Annotated in this window: 27 protein-coding genes; 24 read left to right on the top strand and 3 right to left on the bottom strand. The window is 44.9% G+C overall.

Going from position 1 to position 25,001, the window contains the following annotated elements; all coding sequences use genetic code 11:
- Nucleotides 1-40 precede the first annotated feature (40 nt).
- From spoIVB to RBH91_RS13940, 6 genes are all read left to right on the top strand, one after another.
- Nucleotides 41-1,324, top strand: coding sequence for a SpoIVB peptidase (gene spoIVB / locus RBH91_RS13965; RefSeq protein ID WP_239693694.1), 1,284 nt, complete (start codon nucleotides 41-43; stop codon nucleotides 1,322-1,324).
- A 291-nt stretch (nucleotides 1,325-1,615) separates the two neighbouring features.
- A complete protein-coding gene (gene spo0A, locus RBH91_RS13960; RefSeq protein WP_307891971.1) occupies nucleotides 1,616-2,416 on the top strand; it encodes a sporulation transcription factor Spo0A in 801 nt (266 codons plus the stop codon).
- 541 nt (nucleotides 2,417-2,957) lie between these two features.
- The gene (locus tag RBH91_RS13955; protein ID WP_307891970.1) at nucleotides 2,958-3,260 is read left to right on the top strand and encodes a phage integrase SAM-like domain-containing protein; all 303 of its coding nucleotides are present in this window, start codon (nucleotides 2,958-2,960) and stop codon (nucleotides 3,258-3,260) included.
- A gap of 83 nt (nucleotides 3,261-3,343) precedes the next feature.
- Nucleotides 3,344-3,778: a tyrosine-type recombinase/integrase gene (locus tag RBH91_RS13950; RefSeq protein WP_307891969.1), complete on the top strand. Its 435-nt coding sequence runs from the start codon at nucleotides 3,344-3,346 to the stop codon at nucleotides 3,776-3,778.
- 531 nt (nucleotides 3,779-4,309) lie between these two features.
- Nucleotides 4,310-4,546, top strand: a complete 237-nt coding sequence (locus RBH91_RS13945) for a hypothetical protein (RefSeq protein WP_307891968.1) — start codon at nucleotides 4,310-4,312, stop codon at nucleotides 4,544-4,546.
- A gap of 29 nt (nucleotides 4,547-4,575) precedes the next feature.
- On the top strand, nucleotides 4,576-4,974 hold the full coding sequence (locus RBH91_RS13940; protein ID WP_307891967.1) for a tyrosine-type recombinase/integrase: 399 nt from the start codon (nucleotides 4,576-4,578) through the stop codon (nucleotides 4,972-4,974).
- A 100-nt stretch (nucleotides 4,975-5,074) separates the two neighbouring features.
- On the opposite strand, the gene RBH91_RS13935 is transcribed toward RBH91_RS13940, so the two are convergent.
- Nucleotides 5,075-5,344, bottom strand: coding sequence for an LCI fold-containing protein (locus RBH91_RS13935; protein ID WP_307891966.1), 270 nt, complete (start codon nucleotides 5,342-5,344; stop codon nucleotides 5,075-5,077).
- A 201-nt stretch (nucleotides 5,345-5,545) separates the two neighbouring features.
- On the opposite strand from RBH91_RS13935, the gene RBH91_RS13930 reads away from it, so the two are divergent.
- The 4 genes from RBH91_RS13930 to RBH91_RS13915 all read left to right on the top strand — a co-directional run bounded on the left by RBH91_RS13930 (nucleotide 5,546) and on the right by RBH91_RS13915 (nucleotide 8,837).
- Nucleotides 5,546-6,559 (top strand): S66 family peptidase, encoded by a 1,014-nt coding sequence (locus RBH91_RS13930; protein WP_307891965.1) that lies wholly within the window; start codon nucleotides 5,546-5,548, stop codon nucleotides 6,557-6,559.
- A 446-nt stretch (nucleotides 6,560-7,005) separates the two neighbouring features.
- Nucleotides 7,006-7,308, top strand: coding sequence for a hypothetical protein (locus tag RBH91_RS13925; RefSeq protein ID WP_307894753.1), 303 nt, complete (start codon nucleotides 7,006-7,008; stop codon nucleotides 7,306-7,308).
- A 35-nt stretch (nucleotides 7,309-7,343) separates the two neighbouring features.
- Nucleotides 7,344-7,964, top strand: a complete 621-nt coding sequence (locus RBH91_RS13920) for an N-acetylmuramoyl-L-alanine amidase family protein (RefSeq protein WP_307891964.1) — start codon at nucleotides 7,344-7,346, stop codon at nucleotides 7,962-7,964.
- A 144-nt stretch (nucleotides 7,965-8,108) separates the two neighbouring features.
- On the top strand, nucleotides 8,109-8,837 hold the full coding sequence (locus RBH91_RS13915; RefSeq protein ID WP_307891963.1) for a glycerophosphodiester phosphodiesterase: 729 nt from the start codon (nucleotides 8,109-8,111) through the stop codon (nucleotides 8,835-8,837).
- 45 nt (nucleotides 8,838-8,882) lie between these two features.
- On the opposite strand, the gene RBH91_RS13910 is transcribed toward RBH91_RS13915, so the two are convergent.
- Complete coding sequence (locus RBH91_RS13910; RefSeq protein ID WP_076761802.1) at nucleotides 8,883-9,137, bottom strand: DUF2627 domain-containing protein; 255 nt, start codon at nucleotides 9,135-9,137, stop codon at nucleotides 8,883-8,885.
- Between the two features lie 153 nt (nucleotides 9,138-9,290).
- Here RBH91_RS13910 and RBH91_RS13905 point away from each other — a divergent pair, with 153 nt between their 5' ends.
- The 8 genes from RBH91_RS13905 (at nucleotide 9,291) to RBH91_RS13870 (ending at nucleotide 19,351) form a co-directional block, all read left to right on the top strand.
- Nucleotides 9,291-11,357, top strand: a complete 2,067-nt coding sequence (locus RBH91_RS13905; protein WP_076761954.1) for a sigma-54 interaction domain-containing protein — start codon at nucleotides 9,291-9,293, stop codon at nucleotides 11,355-11,357.
- A gap of 126 nt (nucleotides 11,358-11,483) precedes the next feature.
- Entirely contained in the window at nucleotides 11,484-12,395 is a 912-nt protein-coding gene (yqiS, locus tag RBH91_RS13900; RefSeq protein ID WP_307891962.1) for a phosphate butyryltransferase, read from the top strand.
- A gap of 3 nt (nucleotides 12,396-12,398) precedes the next feature.
- Nucleotides 12,399-13,493 (top strand): branched-chain amino acid dehydrogenase, encoded by a 1,095-nt coding sequence (gene bcd / locus RBH91_RS13895; protein WP_307891961.1) that lies wholly within the window; start codon nucleotides 12,399-12,401, stop codon nucleotides 13,491-13,493.
- A 36-nt stretch (nucleotides 13,494-13,529) separates the two neighbouring features.
- Complete coding sequence (gene buk / locus RBH91_RS13890; protein WP_307891960.1) at nucleotides 13,530-14,612, top strand: butyrate kinase; 1,083 nt, start codon at nucleotides 13,530-13,532, stop codon at nucleotides 14,610-14,612.
- Between the two features lie 13 nt (nucleotides 14,613-14,625).
- Nucleotides 14,626-16,047, top strand: a complete 1,422-nt coding sequence (lpdA, locus tag RBH91_RS13885; protein ID WP_307891959.1) for a dihydrolipoyl dehydrogenase — start codon at nucleotides 14,626-14,628, stop codon at nucleotides 16,045-16,047.
- Nucleotides 16,048-16,069: 22 nt separating this feature from the next.
- Nucleotides 16,070-17,062 carry a thiamine pyrophosphate-dependent dehydrogenase E1 component subunit alpha gene (locus RBH91_RS13880; protein ID WP_307891958.1) on the top strand — a complete coding sequence of 331 codons (993 nt, stop codon included), beginning with the start codon at nucleotides 16,070-16,072 and terminating at the stop codon, nucleotides 17,060-17,062.
- 12 nt (nucleotides 17,063-17,074) lie between these two features.
- Complete coding sequence (locus RBH91_RS13875) at nucleotides 17,075-18,058, top strand: alpha-ketoacid dehydrogenase subunit beta (RefSeq protein ID WP_307891957.1); 984 nt, start codon at nucleotides 17,075-17,077, stop codon at nucleotides 18,056-18,058.
- A gap of 21 nt (nucleotides 18,059-18,079) precedes the next feature.
- Nucleotides 18,080-19,351, top strand: a complete 1,272-nt coding sequence (locus tag RBH91_RS13870) for a dihydrolipoamide acetyltransferase family protein (RefSeq protein ID WP_307891956.1) — start codon at nucleotides 18,080-18,082, stop codon at nucleotides 19,349-19,351.
- Between the two features lie 27 nt (nucleotides 19,352-19,378).
- Here RBH91_RS13870 and RBH91_RS13865 read toward each other — a convergent pair whose 3' ends face one another.
- Complete coding sequence (locus RBH91_RS13865) at nucleotides 19,379-20,281, bottom strand: YegS/Rv2252/BmrU family lipid kinase (RefSeq protein WP_307891955.1); 903 nt, start codon at nucleotides 20,279-20,281, stop codon at nucleotides 19,379-19,381.
- A 185-nt stretch (nucleotides 20,282-20,466) separates the two neighbouring features.
- Here RBH91_RS13865 and RBH91_RS13860 point away from each other — a divergent pair, with 185 nt between their 5' ends.
- The 6 genes from RBH91_RS13860 (at nucleotide 20,467) to RBH91_RS13835 (ending at nucleotide 24,987) form a co-directional block, all read left to right on the top strand.
- The gene (locus tag RBH91_RS13860; RefSeq protein ID WP_307891954.1) at nucleotides 20,467-20,904 is read left to right on the top strand and encodes a BrxA/BrxB family bacilliredoxin; all 438 of its coding nucleotides are present in this window, start codon (nucleotides 20,467-20,469) and stop codon (nucleotides 20,902-20,904) included.
- Nucleotides 20,905-21,141: 237 nt separating this feature from the next.
- Nucleotides 21,142-21,906: an arginine ABC transporter substrate-binding protein ArtP gene (locus RBH91_RS13855; RefSeq protein WP_307891953.1), complete on the top strand. Its 765-nt coding sequence runs from the start codon at nucleotides 21,142-21,144 to the stop codon at nucleotides 21,904-21,906.
- Between the two features lie 90 nt (nucleotides 21,907-21,996).
- A complete protein-coding gene (locus RBH91_RS13850; RefSeq protein ID WP_076761792.1) occupies nucleotides 21,997-22,659 on the top strand; it encodes an arginine ABC transporter permease ArtQ in 663 nt (220 codons plus the stop codon).
- Nucleotides 22,652-23,374 carry an arginine ABC transporter ATP-binding protein ArtM gene (locus RBH91_RS13845; protein ID WP_076761791.1) on the top strand — a complete coding sequence of 241 codons (723 nt, stop codon included), beginning with the start codon at nucleotides 22,652-22,654 and terminating at the stop codon, nucleotides 23,372-23,374. Before RBH91_RS13850 ends, RBH91_RS13845 begins: the two co-directional genes overlap by 8 nt.
- A gap of 74 nt (nucleotides 23,375-23,448) precedes the next feature.
- Entirely contained in the window at nucleotides 23,449-24,408 is a 960-nt protein-coding gene (locus RBH91_RS13840) for an aromatic acid exporter family protein (RefSeq protein WP_307891952.1), read from the top strand.
- Nucleotides 24,409-24,459: 51 nt separating this feature from the next.
- Entirely contained in the window at nucleotides 24,460-24,987 is a 528-nt protein-coding gene (locus tag RBH91_RS13835; RefSeq protein WP_307891951.1) for a L,D-transpeptidase, read from the top strand.
- Nucleotides 24,988-25,001 lie beyond the last annotated feature (14 nt).

Genomic DNA, 25,001 nt, shown 5'->3' with positions numbered 1-25,001 from the left:
AATTTTCATGGTGTGGGTTAGGTGCGAGGAGAGTGAAAAGGTGGATGTTGAAAAAATCAGAAAAGCTGTGGGTATAATTCTCCTTGTTGCTTTAATAAGTGTAGGATTTTACAAACCGGTCAAAGAATACATTGAGATACCAAAAAACATGAACATTTTTGAGACGGGTTCACGAGCCATAGAAACAAGTTTATCCGTCCGTACTCCCCAAGATGAATCATCAGAAGCATTCACATTAAAAGAGAATCAACATGAAGTGGAAATCAAAGGCGAAAAAAACGGAAAGGCAGACCTCGTTTATGATTTTGCCGGATTTCCGGTTAAAAAAACAAAAGTAAATGTTCTGTCTGATTTAAAAGTCGTACCAGGCGGGCAGTCGATTGGTGTTAAACTTCACTCTGTAGGCGTATTGGTTGTCGGTTTTCATCAAATCAATACGGCTGACGGCAAAAAATCGCCCGGTGAAGCCGCCGGAATCGCGGTAGGCGACATTATCACCGAAATCAACGGCACAAAAATTGAAAAAATGAATGACATCACGCCTTTCATTCAAAAAGCAGGGAAAACAGGCGAGACCTTAAATCTGTTAATCAAGAGGGATAAACAGGAAATCAAAACAAAACTTGTTCCAAAAAAGGACCAAGCTGAAGATAAATACAGAATCGGCTTATATATCAGGGACTCTGCCGCAGGAATCGGGACGATGACCTTTTATGAACCGAAATCGAAAAAATACGGGGCGCTCGGCCACGTGATTTCCGATATGGATACGAAAAAGCCGATCGTTGTGGAAAACGGCCAAATTGTTAAATCGACGGTAACCTCAATTGAAAAAGGAAAGGGCGGAAACCCCGGTGAAAAACTGGCGCGCTTTGCTTCCGAACGAAAAGTGATCGGCGATATTAACAGAAACAGTCCTTTTGGAATCTTCGGCACGCTTCATGAATCCATCAAAAACCGTGTTGCCGACAAAGCGATTCCGATCGCATTTTCGAATGAAGTCAAAGAAGGACCGGCACAAATTTTAACAGTCATTGAAAACGATAAGGTTGAAAAATTCGATATCCAGATCGTCAGTACAACCCCGCAAAAGTTTCCTGCCACAAAGGGAATGGTGCTGAAAATCACAGATCCTAAGCTGTTGAATAAAACAGGCGGCATCGTTCAAGGGATGAGCGGCAGTCCGATCATTCAAAATGGCAAGGTCATTGGAGCGGTCACACACGTTTTTGTCAACGATCCGACGAGCGGCTACGGTGTTCACATTGAATGGATGCTGTCAGAAGCGGGGATCGATATTTACAAAAAGGATAAAGCGAGCTAAAAACTGCCGGAGACACCGGCAGTTTTCTGATTTCACCTTTTATTCTTCAGCATTGTGAGTTAAAATAAAAATGGAAAGATTTTTCGACAAATTCACGTTCTCCCGTTTGTCAAATCTCATTTCTAGTCGAAAAATCGAGAAAATCAGAAAAAAACTGAAAATAAACGAGATATACCACTAATATTGGAAAATTCATTTTTAAAAAAAGGGAATAAAGTGGTGCTGTCGAATTAAACATATTAGAAAAAGAATGATGAAATTTATCAACATACACATTGGGGAGGAAGAAACGTGGAGAAAATTAAAGTATGTGTTGCTGATGATAACAGGGAGCTTGTCGGCCTATTAAGCGAATATATTGAGGGGCAAACCGACATGGAAGTGCTCGGTGTGGCATATAACGGACAGGAATGCCTTTCTTTGTTTAAAGACAAGGAGCCTGATGTGCTTGTGCTGGATATTATTATGCCTCATCTTGACGGTTTGGCTGTGCTTGAAAGGCTGCGGGAGTCCCAGCTGAAAAAACAGCCGAACGTCATTATGCTGACGGCGTTCGGCCAGGAAGACGTGACGAAAAAAGCTGTTGATTTGGGTGCGTCGTATTTTATCCTTAAGCCATTTGATATGGAGAATCTAGTCGGTCATATCCGTCAAGTCAGCGGAAACGGTTCTCCAATGGCACACCGCGCGCCGTCTGCGCAAAGCAGTGTGCTTCGTCCGCAGCCGGAATCGCCAAAGAAAAACTTAGATGCCAGCATCACGACCATCATCCATGAAATTGGCGTCCCAGCACATATTAAAGGCTATCTCTATCTGCGCGAAGCAATCTCAATGGTATACAATGACATCGAATTGCTCGGCAGCATTACAAAAGTTCTCTATCCGGACATCGCCAAAAAATTCAACACAACCGCAAGCCGTGTAGAAAGAGCAATCCGCCATGCGATTGAAGTCGCATGGAGCAGAGGAAACATTGATTCCATTTCCTCGTTGTTCGGGTATACAGTCAGCATGACAAAAGCTAAGCCTACCAACAGCGAATTCATCGCGATGGTTGCCGATAAACTGCGGCTCGAGCATAAGGCTTCTTAAGCGTTGATGTAACGCGGGTTTGGCGCTGATTTATACGTTGAATTGACGTAGCTTTTCTAACGAAAAGTTTATCGTAATTCCGATGAATTTTTCGTCCTTATTGCGATGAATTTGTCGCTAGTTCTTACGCGATAAGGGTATTACTAAAAACGAAATAGCGCAAGAATTTTCGCCGTCCGCCGGTAATCGGGCGGTTTTTTCTTTTCGATGTTGCAATCGGTTGTTACAAGTTTATAATTGGGGTTTTCGCTGTGAACGCGGTCTTGCCGGCTACTACAACGGCGTGCTGGACCGGCTGTTACGAGACAAGATTCGATTCGTTACCCGTCTCGTTAACGCCCTCGTTCGTTAGTTCGTCGTGGAGCTCCGTCTATTCATCGTTCCGTTTTTCGTTAATATATTGTCTCTATTTGCGTTATATAGTTCGGTTTTTAATTGTGTTATTTGTTTTTTCTTGTGTTAAAAAGACTATATTTCGGTTTTTGCTTGAATCGCGAAAAAAGTTAAGCTATTCAGACATTGAGGAGGGGATGGAGTATACATGCGGGGGAAACAAAGGCCAACGATTAAACAAAATGTCGAAAAGAAAAATACATACAAAAGTAAGACCCTCTCTGATGTGTGTAAGCAGATATGTATTGTAAAGATGTCGGAAGGGCTTACGAAAGAAACAATTGATCGTTACCGACGGGTTTGTGAGAGCGTTGAAGAATTTGCGAAAATTAAAGGTCTGTCCACTAATATTGAGTCTATTGATGTTGGCTTTGCAAGGGAGTATATGACCTTTATATCCTGCGCGAGAAGAAAACATTTAAAGGACACAGATATAAACCGGATAGAGTAAAAACTCCAGGATGTTCTCCGACGTATGCAAATGACCACCTGAAAACTTTGAGAACCATTTTTACTTTTTGTGTTGAAGAAGACATGGTTAATGAAAATCCATTTCAAAAAGTAAATAAAGTTAAGCAACCGGAGAATATGGTTCAAATACTATCTGTGGACGAGATGAAAAAGCTTTTAAAAACACCAAACAAACGAAAATTCTTAGAGTTTAGAGACTACGTGGTTATGATGTGTTTAATTAATTCTATGGCCAGAATAGGGGAAATCGTCACCTTAGAAGTCGAAAATATAAATTTTGAATTGAATTATATTATCCTTGATGCGCGAAAAACCAAAACAAGAAAAGGTCGTATGATACCTTTAGACAAAAATACGATGAAGTTATTAAAAAAATTGTTGCTAAGGAATACACGATTTAAGCCTAGCAAGTACGTCTTCATATTAGAAGAAGGGACGAGACTAACGACTGACAATTTTAGAAAACGACTCGCGATTACGTTGAACGGACTGGAATAAACAAAAGAGTCCATCCGCATTTATTTAGACACACTGCACTAGTATGTTTTTGCAGGCTGGAGGAGATCTCAGGCGATCATCGGCCATAAAGATTTACGAATGGTGTTGCGCTATACTCACCTGTCGTTAGAATCGCTTACAAGGCAGCAGAATGAATACTCGTTAATAAATCGAGTGATAGATGACTTAAATAAATCAAGGAAGACAAAAAAGAAAATACGAAGGTAGGCGTTAGGATGACTCAAAAAAATTTTCACGGTAGAAGAAAGCCTTCCTGATCTTTCCGACATGTTTAGTAATTCCTCCGAATCACCTAAACCAAAGCGAATTACAATCGAACAGGCACTTGCGGTTATTCTCCGACAGATGGAAGTGGGCGGGAATAGGGAACGTACGATTAGCGATTATCGTCTTCATGTGTCTCATTTTAAGAAATCAGAAGAGTTAACATATCTGCACGAAATAACATACGAGTCAATTCATTCATGGCTTGAAAAAATGGACGTTAGCGCACAAACGAGGCTCACACGTTTGAAATGTTTTAAAACGTTTTTGTCGCCCTGTTTCGATAATGGATGGTTCAAATCGAAGTTTTGGAAGAACGTTAAGGTCAAAGTTGACAGGCGGATTAAAGAAGGTACGACGGAACTTGAAATCAAAATTTTACTTTCGGTATTAGGTTTAACCGATTTTGTCCAATTACGTGATGCGACAGCAGTGCTTCTCATGTATAAAACAGGTATGCGTGAGGGACGCTTGCAAATTTAAAAGAAGAACATATTGATTTTAGCGGGGAGTTGCTTCGGTTAAGCGGGGACATCATTAAAAATCGCGAGCCTTTACTATTACCCTTTGACGACATTCTTGCTCAACTTCTCTCCATAATGCTGAAGAAAAACGGCGAAATCCGCCGAGCGTACAATAAGGATAATACATTTGTTTTTATAACAAAGTACGGTAATCAAATAGCGGCAGGGCCATCGAATAACAATATTCAAAAACGATTGAACAGGTATGCGCGTGAGTACGGATTAAAGAATATAAATCCACACGCTTTACGGAGGGGCTTTGCGAAGGTTTTTATAGTAATGAAATTTCAAACTAACCACCTACTTATAGAAGTGAAGTACATCTACAGTTTTACACAATTAAAAGGGGGATATGATGAAGCGTTTTCCCCCTATGTTGAAATTTAACCTATATACATTGGTTTTGCATACGGCCACTTGGTATTCTTTAAAAATAGACAATAACATTCATGTTCAGGATTGATCACCAGGAATCCTGAATTTTAGTTTAAATGTTAGCTTGATAATGGCCAATGTACCAGCCGTTAGAATACTTAATGTCTTTTAAATACCACGTGATTCCATTTCTTGTGAATGAGTTAGCAAATTTATTCTCTCTACTATAAACGTAGTCATCAACGAGTTCTTGTGTAGAGGCATCAGATTGAATCGCAGCACTTTGAGTTTCAACATGACCGGTACTTGCAAAAGATGGAACACCAACTGTCAATAAGGAAAGAGAGAGAGCTGAGCACAGTAAAATTTTTTTACCATACATTTGAAACACTCCTTTAAATTTTTTGGTGATCAAATATATTAATTCGACGAATGGATGTATTTACCTTGTAAAAATGTGTAAACATTTTGTGAATTAAATTGATATGCTCATTAAACCGGTTTTTTTCCTCTTATGATAACTTCCAAAACGAAACTTAATCTTTTTTTATGCAACATCATTCATAAGTATGGGGGATTCTTTATGATACGATATCCGTTTTTAAAAGAGCGTGCAACGATTGGAGTTACTGCTCCATCTTCAGGAGTGCCGCATGAGCTGCATGAATTGCTGAAGGCTGCGTGTGAACGTATGGAAAAGATGGGCTTTAGCGTCATATGCGGCGATACGGTTTGGAGTCAGAATAAGGCGAAATCAGCTCCTGCTAAAAAACGGGCGGAAGAATTTAACCGTATGATGCGCTGTGAGGATATTGATTTCATTTTTCCTCCTTGGGGCGGGGAACTGCTGATTGAGACGCTTGAATATATTGATTTTGAAAATATGAAGAATAAGTGGGTGCTGGGCTATTCTGATGTTAGTCTGCTGCTTTTGGCTATTACATTGAAAACGGGTATAGCTACTGCCCATGGAACAAATTTGGTCGATTTAAGAGGAGAGTATTCTGATCAGACGACAGTCATGTGGCAAGCTGTTTTAACGACAAAAGAAAGTGAGTCAATCCTTCAGCACTCATCAGAAAAGTACCAGAAGGAATGGCAGTTTGATCAACCTACCTCTTGTATTTTTAATCTAACCGAAGAGACCGATTGGAAAACAACGATAAACAATAAAGTAAAGATAGAGGGAAGGCTGCTCGGCGGCTGTATTGACGCGGTCAGGCATCTGGTTGGAACACCTTATGGGGATGTGCGGAACTTTAAAGAAAATGTTATTCACGGAGATCCTCTGATTTGGTTTTTCGAAAATTGTGATCTGTCAACAACTGATTTGCGCAGGTCGCTCATCCAGATGAAATTAGCTGGCTGGTTTGAGGATTGTTCAGGCATTATGTTTGGCCGAAGCCCTGTTCATGCTTCTATTGAAGGTTACACAGCTGAAGATGTTTATCATGAGCTATCAGAGGAACTTCACATCCCGATTATATTTGATATTGACTGTGGTCATGTTCCCCCGCAAATGACGTTTATCAATGGAGCATATGCCGAAATAGAGTCGAATCATGGGAAAGGAACGGTTTTGCAGCATTTGAGATGAACATTCAAACTCATATAAGAGGGAGATTCTTATCAGAATGGGGTTTCCTTTTTAGTTTGCTGTGCATCTGTCTAAATTTCGATGATTGTCTTACGGGATTTCGTCCTTATCATAAACTGAATTATATAAAGCGAGAAGCCGCATGTGAAACGTCTTTTTCCAAAAGAAAAAGGCGTTTTTTTTATTCAGAAAAAAATCGATCATCGATGTCTTGTAAAAAAATGATGAAAAAGATCTGATTCCTTCCATTTCACATCCAATTTCCGCCTGTGTTAGATCGTTTTTCATGGACGGATCAGAGCGAATGGCTGCTAACAACCGGAAATCGCTGAGCCATTAGGCGGTGGAATGTCGGATATAGGAGATGGTGTAAGCAGCTTTACAGCTGAGGAGGATGAAAGATAATGTACATGGTGAAGAAAAATCCAGCGGATGAGGTGATCGACATGAAAAAGGGAGTCATCCTAGTTTTGTTCGCTATGCTGCTTTTGGCAGGCTGCGGCACATCGCAACAAAAAGGCCAGGAAGGAAATGGCGCAGAAACATTGACAAAGGAAGGCACCTTTGTCGGATTGGCGGATCAGCATACTGTCGCTGTCAACATTGACGGCAAAGAGACCATGCTGCAGGTCCCTCCCGAAAAACGGGACAAATATAAAGGAATCGAAGAATACACAAAGGTGGAAGTGGAGTATACGAAAGCAGAGGACGGAACATTACAGCTTGAAGATATGAAAAAGAAAGAATGATAGATGATAAAACGGAGATGTAGGAGGAAGAAACTGTGAAATTGCTAGCGAAGAGCTTGTTTTTACTGCTGTTTTCGTTTGTGATGATTCTTCCCGGTGCTTTTGCGGCAGAGACGCTTTCGGGAAAAACGATTTATATCGATGCAGGGCACGGAGGAGAAGACAGCGGTGCGGTCGGAAACGGTCTTTTGGAGAAGGATGTCAATCTCGACGTATCGAATTTGCTGAATGAAAAACTGAAAGATGAGGGAGCTGACACGGTCATGACCAGAACGGATGATGCGTTTTTGTCCCTTGAAGAGCGTGTGGCCAAGGCGAGCGCAAACGGTTCAGACCTTTTCATCAGCATTCATGCAAACTCTGCTGTTCCTGAAGCGTCAGGAACAGAGACGTATTTTGACTCCACCTATAAAGCGGCTGACAGCGAACGGCTTGCTTCAGAGGTTCAAGAACGACTTCCCGGTGCTTTGGACACCACAGACAGGGGAGTGAAAGAATCGGGGTTTTACGTCATCAAAAATTCAAAGATGCCGAGTGCTTTAGTGGAGCTGGGCTTCATTACGAATGACGCAGACGCCGATAAACTCAGAAGCTCGGAATCTCAGAAAAAAGCAGCGGAGGCGCTCGCTGAAGCGGTCGTTTCTTATTATGAATAAACCGAAAACCCCGGCATCGCCGGGGTGTTTTTAATGTTGAAGAAAAACGTTATATTTATGTTAAGAAAAGCCTTAACTGTGGAAAGAAAATGATAAAGCCTTCATAATGAGGGATAACTTATTTCTTTCAGGGGTGAACAATACATGACGAAAATTTTTGCACACAGAGGCGCTTCAGGGACGCTCCCTGAAAATACAATGACTGCATTTGAACATGCGGCCGCTGCAGGCGCCGACGGCATCGAGTTGGATGTGCAAATGACGAAAGACGGCCGACTTGTCGTGATTCACGATGAAAAGCTTGACAGGACGACCTCGCTGAAGGGCTATATTAAAGATTATACATATGAAGATATGAAACAGGGGGATGCAAGCTACCGATTTTCTGAAAAGACCGGTTTTGTCGCCGTGCCGACGCTCGAAGAAGTTTTTGATTGGGCGGCAAAAGGCGATTTTCTTCTTAATGTTGAGCTGAAAAACAGCATTGTCCGCTACGAGGGGATGGAAGAAAAAGTGATGTCCCTCATTGAAGCGTACAATCTTCAAGACCGGATCATTCTTTCTTCCTTTAATCATGAAAGCCTTGCTTTATGCAGCAGGCTCAATCCCGATATTGAATTGGCTGCGCTCTTTATGGATGTTCTATATCAGCCTGAACAATATATCGATATGATTCCCGCCTCCGGCTTTCATCCGTATCGCCGCTCCATGTCGGAAGACACGATTCAAAACGCCCATCTGAAACAAAAAGCCGTCAGGCCTTTTACCATCAACCGTGAGGAGGATATGAAAAAACTGATTGAAGCGGGAGTTGACGGCTTTTTCACCGATTTTCCCGAAAAAGCGCTGAAAATAAAGAAAGAGATGACATGAAAAAAGCCGCAGAATTCTGCGGCTTTTTGCTGTCTGATAAAGCGCTCATGCCCCGCGATCGCGCTGTTTTTTTCTGAAACGGGGGCTCACCTGGTTTCTTTTTCTATCTCTGTAAAAAATAAATCCGCCTAAAAGATAAAGCCCGCCCGCAAAAAATATGATGCCTGTCAGTCCCTGAAGCCAAAGGATCTGAAAAGGATTGATTAAAACCCCGAAAACAGTGTCTCTCATCAATTTAATGCCGGCGGCCGCCAAACATCCCGGAATCAGCAAAATCAGCAGTGCGATCAGTCTCCCCATACACGAATCCCCTTACCAAAGATTTACCTTTATTGTCTATTTGAAAAAAAAGTTTGTCAAGAAAGGAAAACGTGATAACATAGATGTTGTGCAAATTGTTGCAAATGAACGTTATGGTGTGCAAAAAATTTCATACAAAGGGGTTAAGGGATGATACAAAAAGTACTCATTGTAGGTGCTGGAAAAGGGGGAACAGCTCTCTTAGATTTGTTGCTGAAAACAAAAACGATGCATATTGCCGCCGTCATTGATAAAAACCCGAAGGCTCCGGGGCTGTTGTTCGCACAAAAAAACAATATCGAAACGGCTCTGGACTGGACGCCATACATAACAAAACAGATTGACATCATCATTGAAACGACCGGAGATTCTGATGTATTAAAGCAGTTGATGCAGAACAAACATGACAGAACGATTGTTGTGCCGGGATCGCTCGCCTATATTATTTCTCAGCTGATGAATGAAAAGCAGCAGCTGATCCAAATGCTGAAAGAACAAACCTATAAACATGACCGCATCTTTCATTCTATGAATGACGGTATGATCTTTATCGATATTCAAGAAGAGATTATTTTATTTAATAAAATGGCCGAAGAAATGACCGGAACAAAGCGCCATGAAGCAATCGGCCAGCATATTCAACAGGTCATACCGACCACGAAGCTTCCGCGCATACTGAATACGAGAGAGCCTGAATACAACCAAAAACAGTTTTTGCATCCAAACAGGCAGATTGTCACGACAAGAATACCGATCATTGATGATGGGGGAACGCTTTTAGGTGCGCTCAGTATTTTTAAAGACATTACCGATGCGGTCGAGCTGGCCGAAGAGGTGACAAACCTGAAGGAAATCAGGACGATGCTTGAAGCGATCATTCAATCTTCCGATGAAGCTATTTCTGTTGTCGACGAAAACGGAAACGGGATGATGATCAACAGGGCGTATACGAAAATGACAGGTCTGACGAAAGACCAAGTCATTGGAAAACCCGCGAACACAGACATTTCTGAAGGCGAAAGCATGCATTTGAAAGTGCTTGAAACGAGGCGTCCTGTCAGGGGCGTCAGAATGAAGGTCGGTCCGAATAAGAAGGAAGTCATCGTCAATGTCGCGCCGATTATCGTCGACGGTATTTTAAAAGGCAGTGTCGGCGTTATCCATGACGTTTCAGAAATTCAGTCGCTGACAAATGAGCTGAACAGAGCGCGCCAGATTATCCGCACGCTGGAAGCGAAATATACATTTGCCGACATTATTGGTTCAAGCGAGCAGATGCTCGTCGCGCTTGAACAGGCGAAATTGGGGGCGAAAACGCCTGCGACGATTTTGCTGAGGGGCGAATCGGGAACGGGAAAGGAGCTTTTTGCCCATGCTATACATAACGAAAGTGACCGAAAGTATAATAAGTTTGTCCGGGTAAACTGTGCGGCCATTTCGGAATCATTGCTGGAATCAGAGCTGTTTGGCTATGAGGAGGGAGCTTTTTCCGGAGCGAGGCGCGGCGGAAAAAAAGGGTTTTTTGAAGAGGCGAATAACGGAAGCATTTTCTTGGACGAGATCGGAGAGCTCTCGCAAAATACGCAGGCGAAGCTGCTTCGCGTTCTTCAAGAAAAAGAAATCGTCAGGGTCGGCGGGACAAAACCGATTCCTGTGAACGTCAGGATTATCGCCGCAACAAACGTCAATATTGAAAAAGCGCTGGCAGAAGGCAGGTTCCGCGAAGATTTATACTACCGCATCAACCGTTATCCGATATCGATTCCGCCGCTCAGGCAGCGAAAAGAAGATATTGATGCCTTAAGCCGCCATTTAATCGCAAAAATCAATCAAGAGTACGGCCGCAATGTAAAAGGACTTACGAAACATGCGCTCAAATCATTGACGGCGCGAAAATGGCCGGGGAATGTCAGAGAGCTTGAAAATGTCCTGGAGCGGGCCATGATCTTTTTAAAACCGCAAATGGAATGGATTGATCTTGAACATCTGCCTGAAGCAGACCGCCCGAAGAAAAAGGTTGAAGTCGGGCTCGCTTTTCCTGAAATTGAAAATGAAAAGCTTTCAGCCGCCGTTGAGCGGTTTGAAGCTCATGTTATTAAAGAGACGCTTGAAAAGCATCAGTATAACAGAACAAAAACAGCAAAAGCGCTTGGAATCAGCATCCGCAATCTTTATTACAAAATGGATAAATACAACCTTGCAAAAGACAGCATGCAATAATTTGCAGTCATTCGTGCAGAATCTTGCAAAATGTAAACAGGTTCACAGTACCGAACCGCTTTTATGATACTGGCACGAAACTTGCATAATGAAGAGAGCGGATGTTTGCTGAGAAAGGTGGGTACTATGAAGCTGACACAACTATTTCAAAAAGCGGCGGAGCTGGAAAATAAAACGGTCGCCGTCGCACACGCAGAAGATGATGAAGTGCTTCAAGCCGTCAAACTTGCGGTTGACAAACAATTCGCCCGATTTTTGTTGATTGGGCACAGAGAAAAAATCAGATATATGATGACAGAGCAGAACATTTCCAAACGGCATGTCGATATCATTCATTCGGAAACGCCCGCAGACTCCGCAAGAATCGCTGTTCAAGCTGTAAAAAGCGGAAATGCGGATGTTCTCATGAAAGGAAATGTCCCGACAGCCGTGCTTTTAAAAGCCGTTTTGAATAAAGAATACGGGCTGCGTTCCTCTCATGTGCTGTCACATGTTGCGGCATTCGAAGTCAATGGGTTTGACAGGCTGATTTATGTGACAGATGCGGCAATGAACATCAATCCGAAGCTTGAAGAGCTGAAACAGATTTTAGAAAATGCCGTGCGCGTCGCAAGAGCAGTCGGGGTCAAAATGCCGAAAGCCGCTTGTCTTGCCGCTGTCGAAACGGTGAATCCCGCAATGGAAGCCACTTTGAATGCAGCGGCTTTAACGCAAATGAATCACAGGGGGCAGATCAGGGACTGTATCGTTGACGGTCCGCTTGCTTTAGATAACGCGATATCAGAGCTTGCCGCCCGGCATAAAAACATTTCTGGAATTGTGGCGGGTCAGGCTGATATTCTGCTTGTTCCTTCAATTGAAACGGGTAATGTGCTCTACAAATCATTGATTCATTTTGCGGGTGCAAAAGTGGGGGCCATTTTAGCAGGAGCGAAAGCACCCATCGCCTTGACGAGCAGGGCCGATTCCGCTGAAAACAAGCTGTATTCGATTGCTTTGGCGCTATGTACGTCAGAAGTACGACATGAGGAGGAATAAAAAATGGAGTTATTTCGATATATGGAGCAGTATGACTATGAACAATTGGTGTTTTGCCAAGACAAACAGTCCGGTTTAAAAGCGATCATCGCGATTCATGATACGACACTCGGACCGGCTTTGGGCGGAACGAGAATGTGGACTTATGAAAATGAAGAAGCCGCAATTGAAGATGCGCTCCGCCTTGCGCGGGGAATGACCTATAAAAACGCGGCAGCCGGATTAAACCTCGGGGGAGGCAAAACAGTCATCATCGGAGATCCCCGCAAAGATAAAAATGAAGAAATGTTCCGCGCTTTCGGCCGCTATATTCAAGGGTTAAACGGAAGGTACATCACCGCCGAAGATGTCGGCACCACTGTTGAAGATATGGATATCATCCATGATGAGACAGATTTTGTAACAGGGATTTCACCGGCTTTCGGTTCGTCGGGCAATCCGTCTCCTGTCACGGCCTACGGTGTATACAAAGGGATGAAAGCAGCGGCGAAAGAAGCGTTCGGTACGGATTCGCTTGCAGGAAAAACCGTGGCGGTCCAAGGCGTTGGCAATGTCGCGTACAACCTTTGCCGCCATCTTCATGAAGAAGGTGCAAAACTGATCGTCACAGACATCAATAAAGAAGCGGTCGAACGCGCTGTTGCTGAATTTGGCGCACGTGCTGTCGACCCTGATGATATTTATTCGCAGGATTGTGATATATATGCGCCGTGTGCGCTCGGAGCGACGATCAATGATGATACGATTCCGCAGCTGAAAGCGAAGGTGATTGCGGGTGCAGCCAACAATCAGCTGAAAGAAACCAATCACGGAGACCAGATCCATGACATGGGCATCGTCTATGCGCCGGATTATGTCATCAATGCCGGCGGCGTCATCAATGTTGCCGATGAGCTTTACGGCTATAATTCTGAACGCGCGCTGAAAAAAGTCGAAGGCATTTACGGAAATATTGAACGGGTGCTTGAAATATCGAAACGCGATCGAATTCCGGCATATTTGGCGGCGGATCGGTTAGCCGAAGAGCGGATTGAGCGCATGCGCCAATCAAGAAGTCAATTTTTGCAAAACGGCCATCACATTTTAAGCAGACGTTAACCATCACAACCCTTTTATACTGGAGGCTTAAAGCAAATGCAGGTAATGGAAAAACGTATTCTCGTCATCAATCCGGGATCAACATCTACAAAGATCGGCGTTTTTCACGATGACCGTTCAATATTCGAAAAAGCAATCCGTCATGACGAGACAAAGCTTCAGCAATATCAAACAATCATTGATCAATATTCGTTCAGGAAGCAGGCTATATTGGAGACGCTGCATGAACAGGGAATCAATATATCAAAACTGAACGCCGTGTGTGCGAGAGGGGGCCTTCTCCGCCCTATCGAAGGCGGCACATATGAAGTAAATGACGCGATGATCGAGGATTTGAAAAACGGCTATTCAGGGCAGCATGCCTCAAATCTCGGCGGAATCATCGCCAGGGAAATCGCCGCCGGATTAAATATTCCGGCTTTTATCGTCGACCCCGTTGTCGTCGATGAAATGTCTCCTATCGCAAAAATTTCCGGCACACCGGCCATTGAAAGAAGGAGCATTTTTCATGCTCTCAACCAAAAAGCGGTCGCCCGCAAAGCGGCCTGGCAGTTTGGGAAGCGCTATGAAGATATGAAAATGATCATCACCCATATGGGAGGCGGGATTACGATCGGCGTCCATTGTAAAGGACGTGTCATCGATGTCAACAATGGCCTCCATGGGGAAGGTCCGCTCAGTCCAGAGCGGGCCGGAACCATTCCGGCTGGCGATCTCATCGATATGTGTTTTTCCGGCGAATATACCCGTGACGAGCTCATGAAGATGCTTGTCGGCGGAGGCGGTCTTGCTGGCTATCTCGGAACGACCGATGCGGTGAAGGTTGAAAAAATGATTCAGGAAGGCGATCAAAAAGCAGCGCTCATCTATGAAGCGATGGCTTATCAACTCGCCAAAGAAATCGGGGCGGCCAGCGCCGTTTTACAAGGAGAAGTCGACGTGATCATTTTGACGGGCGGCCTGGCTTATGGAAAAGCGTTTATTTCCTCGATCAGAAAATACATAGACTGGATTTCGGATGTTGTCGTATTCCCCGGCGAAAATGAGCTTCAAGCTTTGGCGGAAGGCGCTTTTCGCGTGCTGAATGGAGAAGAACAGGCAAAACAATATCCGAACTAGAGGAGGGAAAGTCATGGCAACTGAATATGATCTCGTCATCCTAGGTGGAGGAACGGGTGGCTATGTTGCGGCAATCAGAGCTTCGCAGCTGGGGCTGAAAACAGCCGTCGTGGAAAAACGAAAACTCGGCGGCACATGCCTTCATAAAGGCTGCATCCCGTCAAAGGCGCTGCTGAGAAGCGCCGAGGTATACCGGACGGCGAAAAAAGCGGAAGAATTCGGAGTGATCATTCCTGAAGTCGAACTGCGGTTTTCTCAGGTTCAAAGCAGAAAACAAAAAATTATTGATCAGCTTTATAACGGTGTCAAACATTTGATGAAAAAAGGAAAAATCGATGTTTACGAAGGAATCGGGCGAATTCTCGGACCGTCGATTTTTTCTCCGATGCCCGGCACGGTGTCCGTTGAAATGGCAAGCGGAGATGAAAACGAAATGCTCATTCCTAAAAACGTCATCATCGCAACCGGTTCAAGACCCCGCGCGCTTCCCGGGCTTGAGCCTGACGGGGAGAGCATTCTCTCATCAGATGAAGCGCTTGAACTTGAGCAACTTCCATCTTCCATCCTGATTGTCGGCGGCGGTGTCATCGGAATAGAGTGGGCTTCAATGCTCAATGATTTCGGCGTTGATGTGACGGTGATTGAATATGCGGAACGCATTTTGCCGACGGAGGATGCTGATATTTCTAAAGAAATGCAGACCCAGCTGACGAAAAAAGGCATCAACATTATCACCGGTGCGAAAGTGCTGGCAGACACCCTGAAAAAGGGAGAAACGATCAGCATTCAAGCAGAAAAAGGCGGAGGAGCGCAAGAATTTACCGCTGAAAAAATGCTGCTGTCAGTCGGAAGGCAGGCCAATGTTGAGGGAATTGGCCTGGAAAACACAGAGATTCAGGTGGAAAAAGGCTTTATCTCAACAAACAGCATGTATCAGACAAAGGAGTCCCACATCTATGCGATAGGCGATGTTATTGGCGGGCTTCAGCTGGCTCATGCGGCTTCTCATGAAGGGATTACCGCTGTTGAGCATATCGCTGACGGGGAGCCTCCTGCCATCGACTACTCGCTTGTGTCTAAATGCATCTATTCCAGCCCTGAGGCGGCGTCAGTCGGCTTGACCGAGGAAGAAGCAAAGGCGGAAGGCCGCAAGATCAAGGTGGGCAAATTTCCGTTTCAGGCGATTGGCAAGGCGCTCGTATACGGTGAAACAGACGGTTTCGTCAAGATAGTCGCAGACGAGGAGACAGATGATATTCTCGGCGTCCATATGATCGGTCCGCACGTGACGGATATGATTTCCGAGGCGGGGCTCGCTAAGGTGCTTGATGCGACGCCGTGGGAAGTCGGTCAAACGATCCATCCGCATCCGACGCTTTCTGAAGCCATCGGAGAAGCCGCTCTTGCCGTGGATGGAAAAGCGATTCATTTTTAAAAAGCATGAAGGAGTGAAAAGAATGAGCAATAATCGTCATGAAGCAGCGGGATTAACAGATGAACAAGCAATCGAAATGTACAAAACCATGCTTTTAGCCAGAAAGCTCGATGAGCGGATGTGGCTCTTAAACCGTTCCGGCAAAATCCCATTTGTCATTTCCTGTCAAGGGCAAGAAGCAGCACAGGTCGGCGCGGCTTTCGCTTTAGACCGCGACAATGACTATGTGCTTCCGTATTACAGAGATATGGGGGTTGTGCTCGCTTTCGGCATGACCGCAAGAGATTTAATGCTGTCAGCTTTCGCGAAAGCGGAGGATCCGAATTCAGGGGGCAAACAGATGCCGAGCCATTTCGGCCAAAAGAAAAACCGGATTGTCACAGGGTCTTCTCCTGTGACGACGCAAGTGCCCCATGCTGTCGGTGTAGCGCTTGCGGGAAGGCTCGACAATAAAAATATCGCGACCTTTGTCACCTTTGGAGAAGGGTCTTCAAATCAGGGAGATTTTCATGAAGGGGCCAATTTTGCAGCGGTTCATAAGCTTCCTGTCATTTTCATGTGTGAAAATAACAAATACGCGATCTCGGTTCCTTACGAAAAACAGGTGGCCTGCGAAAATATTTCCGACCGCGCCGTTGGCTACGGCATGCCCGGCCTGACGGTTGACGGAAATGACCCGCTTGAAGTATACAAGGCGGTGAAAGAAGCAAGGGAACGGGCCGGAAGAGGCGAAGGCCCGACATTGATCGAAACGATTTCATACCGGCTGACCCCGCACTCGAGTGATGATGATGACCGAAGCTACCGAGAACGCGAAGAGGTGGCGGAGGCGAAGAAAAACGATCCGATCATCAAATTCGCACAATACTTAAAAGAAGCTGGACTTCTTGATGAACAATCTGAAAAAGAAATTTCAGATGAGTTGACAAACATCGTCAATGAAGCAACAGATTATGCTGAACATGCTCCATATGCTGATCCTGAAGAGACGCTGCGGCATGTTTATGCAGAGTAAGGGGGAAAAACAATGCCTGTTATGTCATATATAGATGCTGTCACTTTGGCTATGAAAGAAGAAATGGAACGAGATCCCCGCGTCTTTGTGCTTGGCGAAGATGTCGGAAAAAAAGGCGGAGTATTCAAAGCGACTGCCGGCCTTTACGATCAGTTTGGAGAAGACCGGGTGATGGATACGCCTTTGGCTGAATCCGCGATTGCCGGAGTCGGCATCGGCGCTGCGATGTATGGAATGAGGCCGGTTGCCGAAATGCAGTTTGCCGATTTTATCATGCCCGCTATCAATCAGATTATTTCTGAAGCGGCAAAAATACGCTATCGCTCAAACAATGATTGGGATTGTCCGATTGTCATCCGCGCTCCTTACGGCGGAGGCGTTCACGGAGCACTGTACCATTCCCAGTCGGTAGAGGCGTTGTTTGCCAACCAGCCCGGATTGAAAATTGTAATGCCTTCGACACCTTATGATGTGAAGGGGCTTTTAAAAGCGGCCATTCGCGATGAAGATCCGGTTCTGTTCTTTGAGCATAAACGAGCCTACCGTCTGATCAAAGGCGAAGTACCGGATGATGATTATGTATTGCCGATCGGAAAAGCTGATGTTAAACGGGAAGGCGACGATATCACCGTCATTACTTACGGACTTTGCGTTCACTTTGCGCTTCAGGCTGCAGAGAGACTGGCAAAGGACGGTATTTCCGCCCATATCCTTGATTTGAGAACGGTCTATCCGCTTGATAAGGAAGCGATCATTGAAGCGGCATCCAAAACGGGCAAAGTTCTTCTCGTCACCGAGGATACGAAAGAAGGCAGCGTCATGAGCGAAGTGGCTGCCATCATTTCAGAGCATTGCTTATTCGATTTGGACGCGCCGATCAAGCGTTTGGCGGGGCCTGATGTACCGGCCATGCCGTATGCGCCGACAATGGAAAAATATTTTATGGTCAATCCAGATAAAACAGAAGCGGCAATGAGAGAACTGGCCGAGTTTTAAACATATAAGGAGGACAATCGTATGGCAGTGGAACAGATGACAATGCCCCAGCTCGGAGAAAGTGTGACCGAGGGAACGATCAGCAAATGGCTCGTCAGTGCCGGAGATCATGTCAACAAATATGACCCGATCGCTGAAGTGATGACAGATAAAGTCAATGCTGAAGTGCCTTCCTCATTTACTGGAACGATCACCGAGCTTGTCGGAAAAGAAGGGGAGACACTGCAGGTTGGAGACATCATCTGCAAAGTCGACACAAATGAAGAATCAAAACAAGATAGTAAGCCTGCTCCTCAGGAAGATCAAATAGCGGCTGAACCTGCACCGCAGAAATCAGCACCGGCAGACACATCCAATAAGAAACGCTATTCACCAGCCGTTTTGAGACTGGCAGGAGAACACAATATTGATTTGGAACAGGTGGAAGGAACGGGAGCCGGCGGCCGTATCACCAGGAAAGATATTCAGCGCATCATCGAATCAGGTGCCGTTCCTGCAATAGAGACAGCTCGGGAAAAACAGCCTGTTGAACATGCAAAGCCGGCTTCAGAACCTGTCCAAAAAGCTGCAGCGCCGTCTCCTCAAAGCGCAGCGGGCGACATCGAAATTCCGGTGACTGGCATCCGCAATGCCATTGCTTCCAATATGGTCAGAAGCAAGCATGAGATCCCTCATGCCTGGACGATGATGGAAGTGGATGTAACAAACCTCGTCAGCTACCGCAACGGCATCAAAGACGAATTTAAGAAGAAAGAAGGTTTCAATCTCACCTTTTTTGCTTTCTTCGTCAAAGCGGTTGCACAAGCGCTGAAAGAGTTCCCGCAGATGAACAGCATGTGGGCCGGCGATAAAATCATTCAGAAAAAAGACATTAACATCTCCATTGCAGTGGCGACAGAAGATGCTTTATATGTTCCTGTCATTAAGCATGCCGATGAAAAAACCATCAAAGGGATCGCCAGAGAAATTGCCGACTTGGCGAACAAGGTGAGAAAGGGCAGGCTGACAAGCGATGATATGACGGGCGGCACGTTCACAGTGAACAATACCGGTTCATTTGGCTCTGTTCAGTCGATGGGGATCATCAATCATCCACAGGCGGCGATATTGCAGGTTGAATCGATCGTTAAGCGTCCGGTCGTCATGGAACACGGAATGATCGCAGTCAGGGACATGGTTAATCTATGCTTATCACTCGACCACAGAGTGCTTGACGGCCTGATTTGCGGCAGATTCCTGGCTCGTGTGAAAGAGATTTTGGAACATATTGATGAGAATACATCTGTTTATTAAACAGAAAAAAAGCTGGCCCAATAAGGGTCAGCTTTTTTCTCTATCTGCCGGGGTAAGCATGCGGAGATGCCCGTTCAGCACTTCAATGGAAGCGGGTGCTCTTGTGCGAATTTCGCCGTCAGTATCGGCGTCCATCTGTTCAGCCGTTTCCACTTTGATTGTCTTTCCCTGATAATACGAAAGCTCTCCTTTAAAGGATTCAGGTTCCGGATCATCCATGGCAAAGAGCTCTTTTAATGCTGCAAGATTCGTGTTCCGGCAGATCAGGACATCTGCTTTGCCGTCATGGATGCTTGCTGCCGGAAGCGGAATCCGGTTGGTTCCGATGAACCGGCCGTTCAGCACCAAAACCATTACCGCTTCATCTGTCAAATCTTCCCCGTCGATCGACAGCTTGACAGGGAAAGGCTTGAGATTGGAGATCGTCCGCAATGCACTGGTAAAATAGCTGATTCTCCCCAACACCGCTTTTTCCGTCTGCTTGATGCCGCTCGAAGCTTCTGTAATAAACCCGATACCCCAAAAGTTTAAACAGTAATGATCCTCTGTTTTCAGCACATCGACCGAGACCGTCTTCCCGTTGACAAGCGCTTCCGCCGCCTTTTCAATGTTTTGCGGAATCTCGAGCGCCCTCGAAAAATCGTTGCATGTTCCGCCCGGGAGAATGCCGATCTCAGGCTTTTCATCCAGCTGGCTGATTCCGTTTATGCAATCGTGGACCGTACCGTCCCCGCCTAAAATAAACAGCCGGTCTATATCTTCTCCGATGTGCCGGCAAAAATGAAAAGCATCATCCTTTCGTTTTGTCGGTTTAATGATCAGTTCATCTATTGTTTGAGAAAGGATTGGCACCGCCATTCCAAGCGTTTTCTCGATGTTTTTTTGTCCGGCATTGCCGTTGTAAATCAACATGGCTTTTCGTCGGCTCATATGGTTCTCCTTTACCTGAATTGCTTTTTCTTTTTATTTTCCCCTATCGGTTCATTAGGTAAACCCCATTGAAATTGAAACGCCTGATTTGCGGTATGAACCGTTTCAAAGTATCATAAGAAAAGATGATCAAACAGCACTTGGCTTGAAACAATGCCAAGCGGCTAAAAAGGAGAGGTCTTAAAGTGAACATGGATTTTAATTTGTTTATGAATGACGTCGTACGCCAGGCCAGACAGGAAATCACAGCTGGCGGCTACACTGAGCTGACAACGGCTGAAGAAGTGGATGAAGCGCTGACAAAAAAAGGGACAACACTAGTCATGGTAAACTCCGTCTGCGGCTGTGCAGGAGGAATCGCCAGACCTGCCGCACATCATGCAGTCCACTATGATAAGCGCCCTGATCAGCTTGTGACTGTATTTGCGGGGCAGGACAAAGAAGCTACCGCAAGAGCAAGGGAATATTTTGAAGGATACCCGCCTTCCTCCCCGTCATTCGCTTTGTTAAAGGACGGCAAGATTTTAAAAATGGTTGAGCGCCATGAAATAGAAGGATATGAGCCGATGGCTGTCATAACGAAGCTTCAGGGATTGTTTGAAGAGTATTGTGAAGAAATATAAGATATAAGAGAACACAGAACACCGCCTGCCGAACATATACGGCAGGCTTTTTATATGTATAAAAATGCTATATATATGCAATTGGGCAGATGGGGACAACAGTCTTTCACCGTTTTATAGATGCTTTATACAAAGGTTTTTAATTATTTTTTAAAAGGGTATTGCATCAGACTGAGAAAATGTTTAAAATACATAACAACGAATAAATATTCAAACAGATTCAGGGGGATATACAACATGAAAAAATGGATTTTACTGTTAGTGACAGCTTGTGTCACAATTGCTTTGGCCGCTTGCGGGACGAGCAGTTCTGACGATAAAAAAACATTGGTGATGGGAACTTCTGCCGATTATCCGCCGTTTGAATCGAAGGACGGGGATAAGATCGTCGGCTTTGACGTTGATCTGGCCAATGCGCTCGCCAAAAAAACGGGCCATGAAATTGAAGTCAAAGACATGGACTTCAACGGTCTTGTAACAGCTCTTAAAACGAATAAAGCAGACATTGTGCTGTCCGGTATGACGCCGACTCCTAAGCGCAAAAAGCAAGTCGATTTCTCAAACGTCTACTATACGGCTCACAACATGATCGTCACAAAAAAATCGAGCGGTATCAAATCGCTTGACGACCTGAAAGGAAAAACGGTCGGTGTACAGCTGGGCTCCATTCAGGAAGAAAAAGCGAAAGAACTGACGTCTGACTACGATTTAAAAGTTGAAAACCGCAACCGCATTTCGGATTTAACAGAAGAAATCAAAGCGGGCCGATTTGATGCAGCCATTATTGAAGACATCGTGGCTGAAAAATACATTCAAAAAAACGAAGAACTCGTCGGCTACAACTTGCCGAAAGAACCGGATGAAAAGGCCGGATCCGCGATCGCGTTTAAAAAAGGAAGCGAACTGACGGACAAGTTCAACAAAGCGCTTGAGGAAATGGAGAAAAACGGAGAATTGGATAAGCTGAAAGAAAAATGGTTCAGCGGAGAAACAAAAAAGTAAGCGTAAAAAAGTTCAACTTTTTGTTGAACTTTTTTTTCTAAAGCGATTGTACGCCTCATTTGTTATCGAGGCGGGAGAGGGAGAGTCATCATGAATTTTCTTGATTTTTCAAGTACGATACCTGAGATGCCTTTTATACTGGAAGGCCTGGGCGTTACATTAAAAGTAGTCGCGGCTGCGGCGGTATTTGGATTTTTGCTCGGGGTTTTGATCACGCTGATGAAAATCAGCCCGTTTAAACCCCTTGCCTGGATTGCGGATTTTTACACATCGATATTCCGGGGGACACCGCTCGTTCTCCAGTTGATGATTGTTTATTACGGACTGCCTCAAGTACTGGGGTTTGATATTGATGCCTATTGGGCGGCTGTGACTGCGTTCGGCTTAAATTCAGCCGCCTATGTATCAGAAATCATCAGAGCCGGAATCAATGCGATTGACAAAGGCCAAAAAGAGGCGGCAATGGCTCTCGGAGTGCCATATCCGAAAATGATGAAGGATCTTCTGCTTCCGCAGGCCTTTAAAAATATCATGCCCGCTCTGATCAACGAATCGATTACCCTGACAAAGGAATCCGCGGTTGTCACAGTCATCGGGCTCGGCGATATTATGAGACGGAGCTATCAGGCCGGAGCGGCTATTTACAGCCCATTGGAACCGATGCTGTTCGCAGGACTCATCTATTATGTGCTCGTTCTTATTCTGACATTTGCCGGTAAAGCGATTGAAAGGAAGCTGAATATCAATGATTAACGTTAGCCATCTCTCAAAATCTTTCGGAAAGCACGAGGTGCTTAAAAATATTTCTGTTTCCTTTGAAAAAGGCGAGGTCGCCGCAGTCATCGGACCATCGGGTTCAGGCAAGTCTACATTTTTGCGCTGCCTGAACCTGCTTGAAAAACCGACGAAAGGAAGCATTTACATCCAGGATGCGGAGATTACAAACTCAAAAACAAATGTCCTGAAAGTCAGAGAGAATATCGGAATGGTCTTTCAGCATTTTCATTTATTTCCGCATAAAACCGTTCTTGAAAACATTACGTATGCGCCTGTTCATGTAAAAAAAGAAAGCAAACAGGCGGCGGCTAAAAAAGCGGAAGAACTGCTTGAGAAAGTCGGCCTTCTCGATAAAAAAGACGATTATCCAAACCGTTTGTCAGGCGGCCAAAAGCAGCGTGTCGCAATCGCGAGGGCGCTGGCGATGAATCCGGATATCATGCTGTTTGACGAGCCGACGTCAGCCCTTGACCCTGAGATGGTCAAGGAAGTGCTTCAAGTCATGCAGGATCTGGCGAAAACCGGAATGACGATGGTGATTGTAACCCATGAAATGGGATTTGCAAAAGAAGTCGCGGACAGAGTGCTGTTTATGGATGAAGGGACGATTGTCGAAGACGGAGATCCAAAAGCATTTTTTTCGTCTCCGAAATCAAAAAGAGCTCAAGACTTTTTAGAGAAAATACTATAAAATAAGCTGAAGAAGATCAAGATCTTCTTCTTTTTCATTTTAGCCAACTATAGAAGAAAAGATTGGGGTTTACGATGTTTAAAATAGGTTATCGCACATTAAAAACAGCGCTTGGAACAGCATTGGCCATCTATATTGCGCAGCTCTTGGGCCTTCACAATTTTGTTTCAACAGGCATTATCACCATACTCTGTATTCAAGTGACGAAAAAGCGGTCTCTTCAGGCGTCATGGGCCCGTTTTGCCGCATGCTGTCTGGCGATTGTTTTTTCATACTGCTTCTTTGAACTAATCGGCTATCATCCGATTGTTATCGGGATCATGCTGTTATTTTTTATTCCCACAACCGTTTTTCTCAAAATAAAAGAAGGGATCGTCACAAGTTCCGTCATCGTCCTTCATCTTTATATGTCAGAGGGAATCAGCCTTTCCCTTATTTGGAATGAATGTTTAATCATTATCACCGGCATCGGTGTCGCCCTTCTCATGAACTTGTATATGCCGAGCATGGACAAGCACCTCAAGCAGTATCAGCAGAAAATCGAGGACAATTTCGCTAAAATCTTTGAAGAAATCGAACGCTACTTGCTGACCGGGGAGCAGGACTGGACGGGAAAGGAAATCCCTGAGACGCACCGTTTGATCGATGAAGCGAAAACATTAGCATACCGCGATGTTGAAAATCATTTTCTGCGTCATGAAAATCTTTATTACCACTATTTTGAAATGCGGGAAAAACAGTTTGAAATTATTGAAAGAGTGCTGCCGAAGATCACTTCGATTTCGATGACGGTAGAACAGGGGCATATGATCGCAGCGTTCATCCATGACTTGAGAGGAGCTATCCATCCCGGAAATACGGCTCATAAATTTTTAAAACGCCTCGTCAAGATGAGAGAGGAATTTGAAGAGATGGAACTCCCCACGACACGCGAGGAATTTGAAGCCCGAGCAGCTCTTTTCAACTTTCTCGGGGAAATGGAACAGTATTTGGTGATCAAAAGCTATTTTAAAGGAATTAAATCTCCTGCCTGAATCGCATGAGTTTCTCCTTCATTGGTCAATCTAATGAAAAAGGAGGAGCTTATGCGATCTTTTTTATTTGCACTGTTGATTGCCGGACTGTCGCCAATCTGGCCGCTCGGGCAAAATCCGCTTCCGGGGGATCCGTATGTCATCGTCAATAAAGAGACGAACCGGCTGGCTTTTATTCATGAAAATAAAGTGGCCGCCGTGTATGAAGTGGCGACGGGAAAAACAGCTGATCTCACCCCGGAAGGTGAGTTTTCGATTATTGTGAAAGCCAGAAATCCTTACTATCGAAAGAAAGACATTGAAGGCGGTTCGCCTGATAATCCGCTTGGGCCGCGCTGGATCGGTTTTGATGCCGGCGGCACAGACGGCAGAATGTACGGGATACACGGCACCAACCGGGAGCATTCCATTGGCAAATATATGACATCAGGCTGCATCCGCATGCATAACAAAGACGTGATTCATTTATTTGACCAGCTGCCGATTGGAACAAAGGTGCTGATCACGAAAGAAAAACGGCCTTTTGCCGAAATGGCCGCTGAAAAACACGCCTTGACAAAAAAGCAGGCCTCTCCATAAGAAAGCCTGCTTTT

Source organism: Bacillus swezeyi (assembly GCF_030908325.1).
GTDB classification, from domain to species: domain Bacteria; phylum Bacillota; class Bacilli; order Bacillales; family Bacillaceae; genus Bacillus; species Bacillus swezeyi.
Note: the sequence above shows the minus strand (reverse complement) of the source record. Positions and strands in the feature narration are given on the sequence as shown.